General features: G+C 62.7%; 13 protein-coding genes and 1 pseudogene. 6 read left to right on the top strand and 8 right to left on the bottom strand.

The genetic code is table 11. The features are described from left to right. Positions 1 to 874: 874 nt before the first annotated feature. Positions 875 to 2,289 (bottom strand): annotated as a pseudogene (locus CKW13_RS21600) (PLP-dependent aminotransferase family protein). Between the two features lie 295 nt (positions 2,290 to 2,584). Continuing rightward, the gene (locus CKW13_RS21595; protein ID WP_022640086.1) at positions 2,585 to 2,866 is read right to left on the bottom strand and encodes a GNAT family N-acetyltransferase; all 282 of its coding nucleotides are present in this window, start codon (positions 2,864 to 2,866) and stop codon (positions 2,585 to 2,587) included. A 610-nt stretch (positions 2,867 to 3,476) separates the two neighbouring features. On the opposite strand from CKW13_RS21595, the gene oprI reads away from it, so the two are divergent. Beyond that, a complete protein-coding gene (gene oprI / locus CKW13_RS21590; RefSeq protein ID WP_003172710.1) occupies positions 3,477 to 3,728 on the top strand; it encodes an outer membrane lipoprotei OprI in 252 nt (83 codons plus the stop codon). Between the two features lie 124 nt (positions 3,729 to 3,852). On the opposite strand, the gene CKW13_RS21585 is transcribed toward oprI, so the two are convergent. The 3 genes from CKW13_RS21585 to CKW13_RS21575 all read right to left on the bottom strand — a co-directional run bounded on the left by CKW13_RS21585 (position 3,853) and on the right by CKW13_RS21575 (position 5,865). Then, on the bottom strand, positions 3,853 to 4,818 hold the full coding sequence (locus tag CKW13_RS21585) for a L,D-transpeptidase family protein (protein ID WP_095110810.1): 966 nt from the start codon (positions 4,816 to 4,818) through the stop codon (positions 3,853 to 3,855). 92 nt (positions 4,819 to 4,910) lie between these two features. Continuing rightward, positions 4,911 to 5,204 (bottom strand): hypothetical protein, encoded by a 294-nt coding sequence (locus tag CKW13_RS21580; RefSeq protein WP_095110809.1) that lies wholly within the window; start codon positions 5,202 to 5,204, stop codon positions 4,911 to 4,913. Positions 5,205 to 5,259: 55 nt separating this feature from the next. Beyond that, positions 5,260 to 5,865 (bottom strand): arylesterase, encoded by a 606-nt coding sequence (locus tag CKW13_RS21575; RefSeq protein ID WP_095110808.1) that lies wholly within the window; start codon positions 5,863 to 5,865, stop codon positions 5,260 to 5,262. Between the two features lie 10 nt (positions 5,866 to 5,875). On the opposite strand from CKW13_RS21575, the gene CKW13_RS21570 reads away from it, so the two are divergent. From CKW13_RS21570 to greB, 3 genes are read left to right on the top strand one after another with little or no spacing between them, the layout of a single operon-like run. Continuing rightward, positions 5,876 to 6,559, top strand: a complete 684-nt coding sequence (locus CKW13_RS21570) for an ABC transporter ATP-binding protein (RefSeq protein ID WP_095110807.1) — start codon at positions 5,876 to 5,878, stop codon at positions 6,557 to 6,559. After that, a complete protein-coding gene (locus CKW13_RS21565; protein ID WP_095110806.1) occupies positions 6,559 to 9,063 on the top strand; it encodes an ABC transporter permease in 2,505 nt (834 codons plus the stop codon). The genes CKW13_RS21570 and CKW13_RS21565 overlap by 1 nt, the downstream gene beginning before the upstream one ends. 40 nt (positions 9,064 to 9,103) lie before the next feature. Further along, positions 9,104 to 9,601, top strand: coding sequence for a transcription elongation factor GreB (greB, locus tag CKW13_RS21560; protein ID WP_095110805.1), 498 nt, complete (start codon positions 9,104 to 9,106; stop codon positions 9,599 to 9,601). A 2-nt stretch (positions 9,602 to 9,603) separates the two neighbouring features. On the opposite strand, the gene CKW13_RS21555 is transcribed toward greB, so the two are convergent. Further along, a complete protein-coding gene (locus tag CKW13_RS21555; RefSeq protein WP_095110804.1) occupies positions 9,604 to 9,912 on the bottom strand; it encodes a hypothetical protein in 309 nt (102 codons plus the stop codon). A 230-nt stretch (positions 9,913 to 10,142) separates the two neighbouring features. After that, positions 10,143 to 11,126: a GlxA family transcriptional regulator gene (locus CKW13_RS21550; RefSeq protein WP_095110803.1), complete on the bottom strand. Its 984-nt coding sequence runs from the start codon at positions 11,124 to 11,126 to the stop codon at positions 10,143 to 10,145. A gap of 106 nt (positions 11,127 to 11,232) precedes the next feature. On the opposite strand from CKW13_RS21550, the gene inhA reads away from it, so the two are divergent. After that, positions 11,233 to 11,913, top strand: a complete 681-nt coding sequence (gene inhA / locus CKW13_RS21545; RefSeq protein WP_095110802.1) for an isonitrile hydratase — start codon at positions 11,233 to 11,235, stop codon at positions 11,911 to 11,913. 442 nt (positions 11,914 to 12,355) lie between these two features. Next, entirely contained in the window at positions 12,356 to 12,757 is a 402-nt protein-coding gene (locus tag CKW13_RS21540) for a GFA family protein (protein WP_256576648.1), read from the top strand. A 54-nt stretch (positions 12,758 to 12,811) separates the two neighbouring features. Here CKW13_RS21540 and CKW13_RS24600 read toward each other — a convergent pair. Beyond that, positions 12,812 to 13,046: hypothetical protein (locus CKW13_RS24600; RefSeq protein WP_218192067.1), on the bottom strand; the 235-nt coding region annotated here is incomplete at its 5' end.

Below are 13,046 nucleotides of genomic sequence, written 5' to 3'. Positions count from 1 at the left end.
GAGTTTTTCACCGAAGCTGGCGATGTGCCCAGACACCTCGCCCAATACAGTCCGGTAACCGTCGTCCGTAACCAAGCCTTTGAGCTGCTCGACCTGTGCCAGCGCCTGCTGCGCTTGCTCGATCTGGCCTTGCGCGGCGTCCTCGCCCTTGCGGTTCTGATCCAGGCGCAGCCGCGCTTCGTTCATCGCTTGCAGCATTAATTTCGACACCTGGCTGATCTGGCTTGCCTGCTCGACGAATGCGGCGCCGTCCTTGCCCTGGGTTTCCTTAAGGGTGTAAGTGCCATCATCGATCAGGCCGGCCTGGAGCACGTCCAGGTTATTGGCCACGCTGGACACCGACCAACTGGCCATTTCCAGGGCCAGTTCCTTGGCTTGAGTCAAATCGACAAACTCGTCGAAGGCCTGGCGATAGGCGCCCAGGGATTGCTCGACCGCCGCCATAAGCTGACCGTTGGCGGGCGAATCGGCCTTGAGCTGCCGCGCCTGCACCACCAAGGCGTCTGTGCCTTCGTGCAGGGCTTCGACGGTTTTCGGGTCACCACGCAAGGCGTAGTCCTGCTCCAGCAGTCGCACCGCGAGCAAACGGCTATTAAGGGAAGACATTTGTTTGAGCCCGTCGAACTGGCGGCCAATGGCCTGCAGGGACCACACACCTATGACCGCCACCACAGCGGTCAGCAACAACACCAGCACAAAACCGATCGCCAGCTTCTTCGCCATGCCCAGGTTGGCGAAACGCCCTTCAATGGCCGTATTCATTGCGTGCGGTCCCCTTGCCTTGCTCAATGGCAATACGCCATTTCTCTACCTGCAGAGTCGCAACGGGCCAACCCCGAGCACAAGCCTTAGCCATCGCAATAATGGCAAAAAGCTATGCCGAGGTCGTTTTCAGGACAGTGCGCATCACTGCGACGGCAACATTGCCTGGAAGAATGCCAGGGCCCGCGGGTCGCCGGCATAGGCCACATTGATCCGCAGCCAAGGGCTAGACTCGGCCTGCACATGGAACGCATCGCCCATCGACGGCAGCACGCCGCATCTAGTGGCCTGCTCGCGCACCTGCGCCTCATCGCCCTTCGCCGGCCGTGCCCAGATGAACATGCCGCCGGTAGGGCGGGTGAACACCTCCCACTCGGCATCTTCGAGGGCTTGCAACGTGGCCGCCATTTCCTTATTGAGGCGCTGGCGCAAGCGCTGGGTCAGCTTTCGATAAGCCCCGGTGGCCAACATGCTCGCCACCACAGACTCACAGAACCGCGAGGTGCCCAGGCTGGTAATCATCTTGACCTCAGCCAGGCGTGCCACCAGCTCGGGGCTGGCGACCAGGTAACCCAAGCGCAATGAGCTACTCAGGGTTTTGGACAGGCTGGCGATGTAGATCACCCGGCCCTCGGTGTCCATCGCCGCGAGCCGAGCGAATGAGCCGTTCTGGAAGTCGGCGTAGGCATCGTCTTCGACCAGGTAGCAATCGTATTCGCTGGCCAATTGCAGCAGACGCCGAGCAACCGTGGGCGTGAGGCTGCTGCCGGTGGGGTTGTGGTACAGGCTATTAATGAACACCGCTCGGGGCCGGTGCTCAGCCAGCAAACGTTCGAGCTCCTCCAGATCCGGGCCGGTGCGGGTACGCGCAACCTCCAACAGCGTGGCACCGCAAAACGTGAGCAGGCGATGGAGGTTGGCAAAACCGGGGCGTTCAATCACCACGCAATCGCCTGGGCGCAACAGGGTCCGCACCAACAGGTCGAGGCCGTGGCTGGCGCCCTGGGTGGTCAGGATCTGCTGCTCTTGCACGCAAATGTCGACCTGCTTGAGGTGCCGGCGTAGCTGCTGGCGCAAGGCCGGCAACCCCAGGGGCGTGCTGTAGCTAAAGAGCCCCGCCATGTCAGTGCGGGTGACTTCACGGATCGCATAGCTGAGGTCATCCGTTTCGCGCCAACTCTCCGGAAGCCAGCCGCATCCCAGTTTCAATTCGCCCATCGGGCTCTCGTCCACCCGCCCCCACGCCAGTTCTGCGCCCGCAGGCGCAGCTTCGCGCTCCGTGAGCGAAGTCGCGCAGGCCACGTAAAAGCCCAGGCCATGGCGCGAAGCCAGCACGCCCTGGGCAACCATTCGCTCATAGGCTTGCACCACACAGGACTGGCTAAGCAAATTCTCCCTGGCCAGTTGCCGAATGGAGGGCAGGCGCGTTCCCGGTTGCACGTTGTCCTGGCGGATCCAACTGGCCAATCCGTTGACGATTTGCTGCACCACGGGCACGAGCGCCTGCCGATCAATCTTCAGATCCATGAGTAAGCGATTCCTAACTGTTTGTTTTGTTTCCAAAAAAAGAAGTTAAGCACAGGTGCCCCGTCACTGAAGCCCCTAAAGGCGTCGGAAACAGCCATTCCTAACCCCTTGAAACACAATCTCGGGATCGTGACCGAAAAAGCCAGAAATATGGCCCAAGGAGCCAATGCGCAGTCAGGATGTGCCTACTTTTCCCGCAGAGGGCCAGGCATGCTTCCCATAGCAAAACGCCCCGCCCCCGGTGAAGGGGGCGAGGCGTTCGGTCACGGCATTCGCTTGCGGTGAGCGCGTGAAGTCAGAGTTTCGCCGCGTGTCGCTGATGCCGCTCCATGTAGCGCTCTACATAAGAGCAAGAAGGAATGACCGTGTAGCCCATGCGATCGGCGTATTCCAGCGCCTGCTCGGTCAATGCCGCCGCGATACCACGCCCACGCAGGGCGTTGGGCACAAAGGTGCGATAGATATCCAGGGTCTGTTTACCCAGGTCCATATAGGTCAAGTAGGCACGATGACCGTCCACATTGGTCTCGAACTGATGACCAACCTGGTCATGGTGGATGGACAACGCCTCGCTCATCACTACTCCTCGCGGGTCTGGGTTAGCGACCCTACCTTACCGATGTTTTTCCGGCGAAGGAACATCTACGCCACCCCGTGCCTGCCAGGCACCAAACAAGACCTGTCGATTCTGCGCAGCCGAGCACGTATCAAATAGTAGGCGCCATTGCCGCAAATGCTCAAGGCGCGCTCGTCATTGCAACGTTGGCTGGCCAACGTGCCGGGGGGACTATAGAAGGGGCTCGACCCAATATGCCGGGTCGATAGCCCGCACATTGCCGGATATTGACACTTAAGACGAACCAGCACTCTTAAAGTCACCTCAATATGGATAAAGATACGAGAGCCCGACCACAGATTCAGAATCTACAGTCTAGACAAATCAATAAAGAATGACTGTTGGCAACACTGCACGGCGCCTACAACCATCGCCCTGCCTGGAGCGCAGGCCTGCGTTTTTTTAAACAACGCTGTGAAAAGTTGCTCAAAAAAGAATCAACGCCTACAATTTTTTTGCTTCTTGCGCTACGTCAGTTTACTTACTACAAGTAATGGGTAGTATGTACGCCGGCTATTTCCTCACTCTGAGGAAGTGGCTACTTAATTGAAAGTCCTTGAAGGGGAACACGATGAACAACGTTCTGAAATTCTCTGCTCTGGCTCTGGCCGCAGTTCTGGCTACCGGTTGCAGCAGCGTCTCCAAAGAAACCGAAGCACGTCTGACTGCAACTGAAGACGCAGCAGCTCGCTCCCAGGCTCGTGCAGACGAAGCCTACCGTAAAGCTGATGAAGCTCTGGCTGCTGCTCAAAAAGCACAACAGACTGCTGACGAAGCTAACGAGCGCGCTCTGCGTATGCTGGAAAAAGCTAGCCGCAAGTAATAGTCCTTAGGGATTGTTATCAAGCCGATCCATTTTTGGGTCGGCTTTTTTATTGCCCGCTTTTTACCCAGGCAATAAAAAACCCGCCAACACGACTCCGTGCTGGCGGGCTCTAGGCAGGCGCCTACTGCAGCTCGACCGGGGTACTGCTCATCATGGGCGCAGTGGTCGGCACCGCAATCTCCACCGGCAGGCCATCTTCGGCCGCGACTACGTCACGCACCACGTCCCAGTTCATGCGCAGGCTGTTGGCCAGGTCTTCACGCTTGAGCAAGGCGTTGATGACGGCGGTGTGCTTGTCCACCACCGAGGGGTTGCCCTTGTCATCCAGCGGTGTATGCGCCTCCAGGTACACCTTGCCACCACTGAGGCCGAACTTGTAGGGCTCGCTGATGATCCGCACGGACGTACCGACTGGCACCATGCCCGCCATTTCCAGCACGTTATTGTTGAGCATGCGGAAGCAGCCGTGGCTGGTGCGCATGCCGATGCCGAACTTCTTGTTCGAGCCATGGATCAGGTAACCCGGGGTGCCCAGGGTGAACTTGAAAGGCCCCAAGGGATTGTCCGGGCCGGCAGGCACCACGTTAGGCAGCGGATCGCCATCAGCCGCGTGCTCGGCCTTGATAGAGGCCGGCGGCGTCCAGGTCGGGTTTGGCGTCTTGGCTACGATACTGGTGTGGGCGATCGGTGAGCCCCAGCCTTCGCGGCCGATACCCAGCGGGAACGTGTAGACCACGTTCCGCCCCTTGGGGAAGTAATACAGGCGGTATTCAGCCAGGTTGATGACGATGCCTTCGCGCGGCCCTGGCGGCAGGATGAAGCGGGTCGGCAACACGACTTCGGTACCCGCCCCCGGCAACCACGGATCGACCCCAGGATTGGCCGCGACCATTTCCAGGTAGCCCAGGTCGTAGGCGGTGCCCAGGTCGGCGAAAGTGTCTTCGTACTTGGCCTTGATGACCTGCACCTGGCCCACGATGTCTTCGCCCGGCGGCGGCAACGGCAGCTCCAGGGCAGCAACGGGGCCAGCCACACACAGGGCGGCAAGGGTCAGGCAGCGGGTGACGGCAGGAAAGCGCGGCAACATCCGGAAAGTCCTTCGCAGGGTCAAGAGGTCAAAAGAGGCGATTGTACACCGCGGCCCGGGGCTTGGGGGGTGTCAGCGGGCGGGGTGGCGGGTTACAGCTCGAAGCGCAGCTCCGGCCAGATCGGCGGCGTACCGCGCTTCTGGGATTCGAGGATAGCCCGACATAGCGGGCACAGGCGTTGGTCCTGGAAAATTTTGCGGTCTACCGCCGACCACCGCGGCTGCGCGGGCAGCAAGGTGCCGCACAGGGTTCGATCCGCTGAGCCGCCCAGTTCCAACTGCCGTGTCACCAGGTGCACCCGCACTTCCTGGCAGGCGAACAGATCCAGCTGTTCATCAGGCTCGATCAGTTGATAGGCAAACAGGGACCAGGCGGGACGTGGCATCGGGGGCTCCAAATCGGGGCGCCACCTTAGCCGAAAGACCGCCGCTAGAAAAGTCTCAAAGCAGCGGTTTCAGCGTCGGCCAGACATTTTCCAGCAACTGGCCCTGGGCCGCTGCGGCCGGGTGGATGCCATCGCGCTGCATCAGCTCCGGATGGCCACCCACCCCTTCGAGGAAAAACGGCACCAGTGGCACTTTTTTCTCGCTGGCGAGGTGGCTGTAGACCTCGGCGAAGGCCTTGGTGTAGCGCACGCCATAATTAGGTGGCAACTGCATGCCCAGCAACAACACCTTGGCACCGCTGGCACGGGCACTGTCGATCATCGACGCAAGATTTTGTTGCAATTGCGTGGACAGCTGCCCGCGCAGGCCATCGTTGCCGCCCAGTTCCAGGACCACCAGCGCCGGCTTGTGCTCTGCAAGCAGTGCCGGCAGGCGCGCCTGGCCCCCTGCACTGGTGTCGCCGCTGACGGACGCGTTGACCACCTTGTCGTCGAACCCCTCGCGCGCCAGGCGCTGCTCCAGCAAAGCGACCCAGCCTTGGCGGGTATCCAGGCCGAAAGCCGCGCTGATACTATCGCCCACGATCAGGACTGTACCCGCCGCTGCGTTCTGGGCCATGCACACCAAGGCCAGGCCAGCACTCAAAAACCACACACGCATCGGACTCTCCATGGGCGCAAGCATTCTCACTGCGCGGAACCTTAGCAAAGTGGTTCCCAGCGCGGAAGGTGAACTGACCATCCTGCACGAACTCAGCCTGGAACTGAACAAGGGCGATAGCCTGGCCATCGTCGGCGCTTCCGGCTCCGGTAAATCCACCCTCCTGGGGCTGCTCGCCGGCCTCGACTTGCCCAGTGGCGGCGAAGTGGTGCTGGCCGGCCAGGCCCTGAGCACCCTGGACGAAGACCAACGCGCGCGAGTCCGGGCCGAACACGTGGGCTTCGTGTTCCAGTCATTCCAGCTGCTCGACAGCCTCAACGCACTGGAGAATGTCATGCTGCCGCTGGAACTGGATGGGCGCAAAGACGCCCGCGCGCGCGCCACCGAGTTGCTCGAACGGGTCGGCCTGGGTCGGCGCCTGAGCCACTCGCCACGCCAGCTCTCCGGCGGCGAGCAACAACGGGTGGCCATCGCCCGCGCCTTTGCCGCCGAGCCCGACGTGCTGTTCGCCGACGAGCCCACCGGCAACCTTGATAGCCATACCGGCGAGCGCATCAGCGACTTGCTATTTGAGCTCAACCAGGAACGCGGCACCACCCTGGTGCTGGTGACCCACGACGAACGTCTGGCCCATCGCTGCCGACGCCTGATCCGCCTTGAAGCCGGCCTGCTGGTCGCGCCATTGGAGCCTTGATGGCACGCCTGCCGCTGTTGCGCCTGTTCAGCCTCGCCGTCCGCCAACTGCTGCGCGATGCCCGCGCCGGTGAGTTGCGGGTGTTGTTCTTCGCCTTGCTGGTGGCCGTGGCTGCCAGCACTGCCATCGGCTATTTCGGCGCCCGCCTCAATGGCGCCATGATGCTGCGCGCCACCGAGTTCCTCGGCGCCGACTTGCTGCTGGAAGGCAGCTCGCCAGCGCGCCCGGAGCAGACCCAGAGCGGTCTCGACCTGGGCCTGGAACACGCGTCGGTGGTGGAATTTTCCAGCGTCATTGCCACCGACAACGGCATCCAGTTGTCCAGCGTAAAAGCGGTCAGCCCGGCCTACCCGCTGCGCGGAGAACTGAAAAGCGCCAGCGCACCCTTCGCACCAGAAGCGCCCGGTGGCGGCCCCCAGCCCGGCGAGGCCTGGGCCGAGGCGCGGCTGTTGACCGCCCTGGAACTCAAGATCGGCGACAGCATCGATGTAGGGGTCAAGACCCTTCGCCTGAGCCGTGTGCTGACCTACGAGCCCGACCGCGCCGGCAACTTCTATAGCCTCACCCCGCGCGTGATGATGAACCTCGCCGACCTGCAAGCCACGGGTGTGGTGCAACCGGGCAGCCGCGTCAGCTACCGGGAACTGTGGCGCGGCGAGGCCACTCGCCTGGAAAGCTATCGCCAATTGATAAAACCGGGGCTGGCCGCCAACCAGCGCTTGCAGGATGCCCGCGACGGCAACCGGCAGATCGGCGGCGCCCTGGGTAAGGCCGAGCGCTACCTGAACATGGCGAGCCTGGTGGCGGTGCTGCTGTCCGGCGTGGCCGTGGCCCTGTCCGCCGCCCGCTTCGCCGCCCGGCGTTTCGATGCCAGCGCGTTGCTGCGCTGCCTCGGCCTGTCGCGGCGCGAAGCCCTGCTGCTGTTCAGCGTGCAATTGACCGTCCTCGGCCTGCTTGCCAGCCTCAGCGGTGCCCTCCTCGGTTGGCTGGCCCAACTGGGCCTGTTCGCCCTGCTCCACGATTTGCTGCCCAACGATGTTCCACCGGGCGGGTTGCTGCCGGCAATCGCCGGCATCGGCACCGGGCTGGTAGCCCTGGCCGGGTTCGCCCTGCCACCGCTGGCCGCCCTAGGCCGCGTGCCGCCGCTGCGGGTGTTGCGCCGCGACATGTTGCCCATCCCCTCCAGTAGCTGGGTGGTGTACGGCGCAGCCTTGGCCGCCCTGGGGTTAATTATGTGGCGCCTGAGCCTGGACCTAGTGCTGACCTTCGCCCTGCTGGGCGGCGGCGTAGTGGCTGCGTTGGTATTGGGTGGCCTGTTGCTGCTTCTGCTGCAAAGCCTGCGGCGCCTGCTGGCCAAGGCTTCGCTGCCCTGGCGTCTAGGGTTGGGGCAACTGCTGCGCCACCCCTTGGCTGCGGCCGGGCAAGCCCTGGCCTTTGGCTTGATCCTGCTGTCGATGGCGCTGATTGCGCTGCTGCGCGGCGAGTTGCTCGACACCTGGCAAAACCAGTTACCCAAGGACGCGCCCAATTACTTCGCCCTCAACATCCTGCCCGCCGATAAAGATGCCTTCAGCGCACGCTTGAGCGAGGCGTCGGCGCAATCGGCGCCGCTCTACCCGGTAGTGCCGGGGCGGCTGATTAGTATCAATGGCGAGCCGGTGCGCGAGATCGTCACCAAGGAATCGAGCGGCGATCGCGCCGTGCAGCGCGACCTGAGCCTGACCTGGGCCACCGACCTGCCGGCAGGCAACGCCATCACCGAGGGAGCCTGGTGGCCGGCCCAGCCGCCCGATGACTTGCCAGGCGTGTCGGTGGAAACCAAGGTGGCCGAAAGCCTCAAGCTCAAACTCGGCGATCACCTGGTGTTCACCGTGGCCGGAGTCAATCGCGAGGCGCGGGTCACCAGCCTGCGCAGCATCAACTGGGATAACTTTCAGCCCAACTTCTTCATGATCTTCCAACCCGGCACCCTCAAGGATTTGCCAACCACTTACCTGACCAGTTTCTACCTGGCCCCGGGCAACGATCAGCAGATCATCGACCTGTCCCGCGCCTTCCCGGCGGTGACCATCCTGCAAGTCGAAGCCTTGCTCGAACAGCTGCGCAGCATCCTGGCCCAGGTCACGCTGGCGGTGGAGTACGTGCTGCTGTTCGTTCTGGCGGCGGGGATGGCGGTGCTGTTTTCCGGGTTGCAGGCCACCCTCGACGAGCGCATTCGCCAGGGCGCCCTGCTACGTGCCCTGGGGGCGGAGCGGCGCTTGCTGGTCAAGGCGCGGCGCATCGAGTTCGGCTTGCTCGGCGCGGTCAGCGGCCTGTTGGCCGCGCTGGGTTCGGAAGTGGTGAGCCTGGTGCTGTACCGCTACGCCTTCGACCTGCCCTGGCAACCGCACCCCTGGTTGCTGGTGCTGCCATTGATCGGCGCACTGCTGATCGGTAGCGCCGGCGTCTTCGGCACTCGACGGGCGCTCAATGCCAGCCCCCTGACAGTCCTGCGCGAGGGTTGATAGACTCGCGCCCACTCCGCCCTCCGCACAAGAAGCCGCAATGAGCCGCTACCGCCCTCCCCGCACCGCTGGCACCGCCCTGATTACCCCCGAGGGCGAGGCGCGGATGCGGGCCGAGTTCCATGAGTTGTGGCATGTGCGCCGCCCCCAGGTCACCCAATCGGTGAGCGAGGCGGCGGCCCAGGGCGACCGCTCGGAAAACGCCGAGTACACCTACGGTAAGAAAATGCTGCGGGAAATCGATAGCCGCGTGCGCTTCCTGACCAAGCGCCTGGAAGCTCTGAAAGTGGTGAGCGAGCGGCCCAGCGACCCGAACAAGGTCTACTTCGGCGCCTGGGTGACCATTGAGGATGAGAGCGGCAAGGAGGCGCGCTACCGCATCGTCGGCCCCGACGAACTGGACCTCAAGCAAGGCCTGATTAGCATCGACTCCCCCTTGGCCCGCGCCTTGATCGGCAAGGCGCTGGACGCCGAAGTGCGGGTGCAGACGCCGACCGGCGAACAGTGCGTGTATATCGTGGCGATTGACTATCCCTAGCCTCAACGGCGGGTAATCAGACCCTGACGGCTGACGCGCACCAGTTGTTTAATCATCTCGTTGGCATCTGCGCCGCTGGGAGCTTGGATAACGGCCAGGTCGAAACTATCGCTGGCAAAACGCGCCAGGGATTCGCCATCGGCCACGAACTGGATCAGGAACGCCGCAGGACGCCCCGTACGGCGCGGCCAGCCATCGAGATAGCGCAGCAAGGTGGGCTGATGCTTGCCACCGAGAAGGATTTTTGGATTGTGCTGGGGAAGGTTCGCCGTAATCGGCGCAAGACGTACAAGGGGGCTGGGTGCATTCATCGTGTCGTGTCTCTGCCTCAAATTTCTGCCGGGCAGGTGAGAGGCAACACCGAACCAGCGCTTTAGCGGTATTTCGAAGCCAGTATCAAGCTTCTATCGGTGACCTTTCGGTCCCCTGGCGCCCCGCAAGTAGCTGTTTAAATCGGCGCATGGGGCACATCCTAGAGAAGCTGGCCAGTTAGTGTCAACCACCGCGTTCAGTGCTTTAGTCCGCGTGTTTGCGCCGCCCTTCAGCCCCCTGGTACCGCCTCGCGCCCGGAGAACCGCTCCCGATAAGCCTGGGGCGTGACCCCCAGGGCCTTGAGGAAACTGCGCCGCAAGGTCTCTTCGCTACCAAAGCCGCACTGCACCGCCACGCGCTTGACCGCCATGCCCGTGTCACACAGCAGGCGCCGGGCGCTTTCCACACGGATTGCCTCGATGGCCCGGGCCGGGGTCTGGCCGGTTTCCTGGCGGTAATGGCGTACGAAACTGCGCTCGCTCATCCCCGCCTGTAGCGCCAGGCTGGGGATGTTCAAGTCTAGCTTCAGGTTTTCTGCGATCCAGGCATGCAATTCATCAAAACGGCTGCCGTCCTGCTGCAAGGCCAGGGTCACGCTGAACTGGGATTGGCCTCCCGGGCGCTTGAGGAACACCACCAATTGTCGCGCCACTTCCAGGGCCATGGCCCGCCCCAAGTCCGCCTCCACCAGGGCCAACGCTAAGTCGATGCCCGCCGTCACTCCGGCGGAGGTCCACACCGGCCCATCGTTAATGAAAATCGGGTTGGCCTCCACTTGCAGGCTTGGATACAGCTGCGCCAACTGCTCGCAGCGGGTCCAGTGGGTAACCACCCGGCGCCCGTCGAGCCAGCCACTGGCGGCCAGTAAAAACGCCCCGGTGCACACCGACGCCACGCGCCGCGACTGCGCCGCTCGCTGGCGCACCCAGGCCACCAGCGCGGCGTCTTCGGCGGCGGCATACACGCCCCAGCCACCAGCGACGATCAGGGTGTCACAAGGCTGGCCGGGGGATGGCAACTGCGCCGACACTAGCGCCAACCCCGCCGACGACATCACCGGCTCCGGTCCCGGCGCGATCACCCGTGGCACATAGGGCGGCGGCAAGCCTTGCTGGCGCGCCAGGTCATTGGCCGAGGCAAACACCTGCAGCGGCCCGGTGACATCTAGCAACTGCACGTTGGCAAACGCGAGTACATCAATAGTCTTGGGCATATTTGGCGTAATTCGTGGGCTAATTGGCGGATACGCCAAATCCTAGGCTCCTAGAGTGAAACCGTCCAGCCATGTCGGGTGGGCCGTCTCCCAAGGAAAAAGCGCCATGCCCCTGCAGATCGGTTTCCTGTTGTTCCCGCAAATTCAGCAATTGGACCTGACCGGCCCTTATGACGTACTGGCGTCGCTGCCGGACGTGAAGGTGCACTTGATCTGGAAGGACCTTGCCCCGATCACCTCCAGCACCGGCCTGGTGCTTCTGCCCACCACCACCTACGCAGACTGCCCAGCCCTGGACGTAATCTGCGTGCCCGGTGGCGCCGGCGTCGGCCCGCTGATGGAAGATACCCCGACGCTGGCCTTCATCCAGCGCCAAGCAGCCCAGGCACGCTACATCACCTCAGTGTGCACCGGCTCCCTTGTCCTTGGCGCCGCCGGGCTGCTCAAGGGCAAGCGGGCCACCACCCATTGGGCGTACCACGACTTGCTCAAGCCTTTGGGCGCCATTGCGGTGAAGGACCGGGTGGTGCGCGACGGTAACCTGCTGACCGGCGGCGGCATCACCGCGGGCATCGACTTTGCCTTGGTCTTGGCGGGTGAGTTGTATGGCACGGAGTTGGCGCAACTGGTGCAGTTGCAACTTGAATACGCCCCAGCCCCGCCCTTCCATGGCGGTACACCGGACACCTCCCCGGCCGTCGTGCTGGAGCAGGCCCTGCTGCGAGTGGCACCGTCGCTCAAGGCTCGCGAGGAGATCGTCGAGCGCGTGGCCCAGGGCTTGGCGTGAAAAATCGCGACCATGAAAAAACCCGCCGAAGCGGGTTTTTCCAGACCATTTACGACTCCCTGTCGCAGCATTCCTTGCCTATGGTCGATCATCCTTGATCCTGAGCGCATCCTGCGCTGCAGTTGACGGAGGCCAGATTAGCGCGGGCATTGCGCAGGCAATAGACGACATACCACTGCTCTGGTGTAAGCCTTTGGCTAGAGCCTTTGAGAGCCCGGTACCTGTCAGGGCTGCCACCGGGTGTTGACCACCACATCGCGCGGCTCGTCATAGGAGCCGTCGGAGTATTTCCCTTTGAACAGGTGTTAAGGTTCAGCACTACAATCAGATGCTCGTCGACCTTGTAGTTGGCCGTTGGCCAACCATCGCGTAGATGAGTGGATGCGGCATTGAACTATTGGAGCGAAACTGGCCAGCGCTTAACCACAAAGGAGCCTTCCCCGTGCCCGCACTCAACGGCAGTTGTCTATGCAATACCGTGCGATATCAAATAGATGGCCTGGACATGCCCATCAGCCACTGCCATTGCCACACCTGCCGCAAGGCCCACGCAGCGGCGTTCGCCACCACTGCCGGAGTGCTGCGTGAGCACTTTCGCTGGCTCGCGGGGCAAGAGGCGTTAGGTACCTTCGAGTCATCACCAGGCAAGTTGCGGTATTTCTGCACGCGCTGCGGATCGCACCTGATGGCCGAACGCCCGGCCCAGCCCCATGTGATCCTGCGGGTCGCCACCCTGGACGACGATCCCCAACTAACTCCTGCGGCGCACATCTGGACCGAACACGCGGTGCCTTGGCTGTCCGATGAGGCCCTGCCCCGCTGGCGCCAATGGCAGGGTGACTGAGCCCCACTGTCTTAAAATTGCCTGCTAGGATAATCGGCCATTGGCTTAACCGCTTCAGCCGCGCCCAGACAGGGACACCCCCTGATTTTCGACCCCGACGGCACCCTGGCCGACACCGACCACTGGCACCAAGTGACCCTGCAGCAGCTCTTGCAGGAAGAAGAGAGACGTCGCATCCGGCATGGGAGCTTCCTTGAAAAATGCAAAAAACCAGAGGCGAACCTTAGCACTGTCCGCTGCTGACCAACGGTGAGGATTCGGGTGCACTTGCGCGCTTTTCCATCGCGCA

It is taken from the genome of Pseudomonas sp. Irchel 3E20 (assembly GCF_900187645.1).
GTDB lineage: Bacteria > Pseudomonadota > Gammaproteobacteria > Pseudomonadales > Pseudomonadaceae > Aquipseudomonas.
The sequence above is the reverse complement of the archived record's forward strand: the minus strand, read 5'-3'. Positions and strand labels throughout refer to the sequence as shown.

Excerpts from the sequence above, each read along its gene's own strand:
- CKW13_RS21595 (WP_022640086.1), bottom strand. The coding sequence starts at position 2,866 with ATGAGCGAGGCGTTGTCCATCCACCATGACCAGGTTGGTCATCAGTTC.
- oprI (WP_003172710.1), top strand. The coding sequence starts at position 3,477 with ATGAACAACGTTCTGAAATTCTCTGCTCTGGCTCTGGCCGCAGTTCTG.
- CKW13_RS21585 (WP_095110810.1), bottom strand. The coding sequence starts at position 4,818 with ATGTTGCCGCGCTTTCCTGCCGTCACCCGCTGCCTGACCCTTGCCGCC.
- CKW13_RS21580 (WP_095110809.1), bottom strand. The coding sequence starts at position 5,204 with ATGCCACGTCCCGCCTGGTCCCTGTTTGCCTATCAACTGATCGAGCCT.
- CKW13_RS21575 (WP_095110808.1), bottom strand. The coding sequence starts at position 5,865 with ATGCGTGTGTGGTTTTTGAGTGCTGGCCTGGCCTTGGTGTGCATGGCC.
- CKW13_RS21570 (WP_095110807.1), top strand. The coding sequence starts at position 5,876 with ATGGGCGCAAGCATTCTCACTGCGCGGAACCTTAGCAAAGTGGTTCCC.
- CKW13_RS21565 (WP_095110806.1), top strand. The coding sequence starts at position 6,559 with ATGGCACGCCTGCCGCTGTTGCGCCTGTTCAGCCTCGCCGTCCGCCAA.
- greB (WP_095110805.1), top strand. The coding sequence starts at position 9,104 with ATGAGCCGCTACCGCCCTCCCCGCACCGCTGGCACCGCCCTGATTACC.
- CKW13_RS21555 (WP_095110804.1), bottom strand. The coding sequence starts at position 9,912 with ATGAATGCACCCAGCCCCCTTGTACGTCTTGCGCCGATTACGGCGAAC.
- CKW13_RS21550 (WP_095110803.1), bottom strand. The coding sequence starts at position 11,126 with ATGCCCAAGACTATTGATGTACTCGCGTTTGCCAACGTGCAGTTGCTA.
- inhA (WP_095110802.1), top strand. The coding sequence starts at position 11,233 with ATGCCCCTGCAGATCGGTTTCCTGTTGTTCCCGCAAATTCAGCAATTG.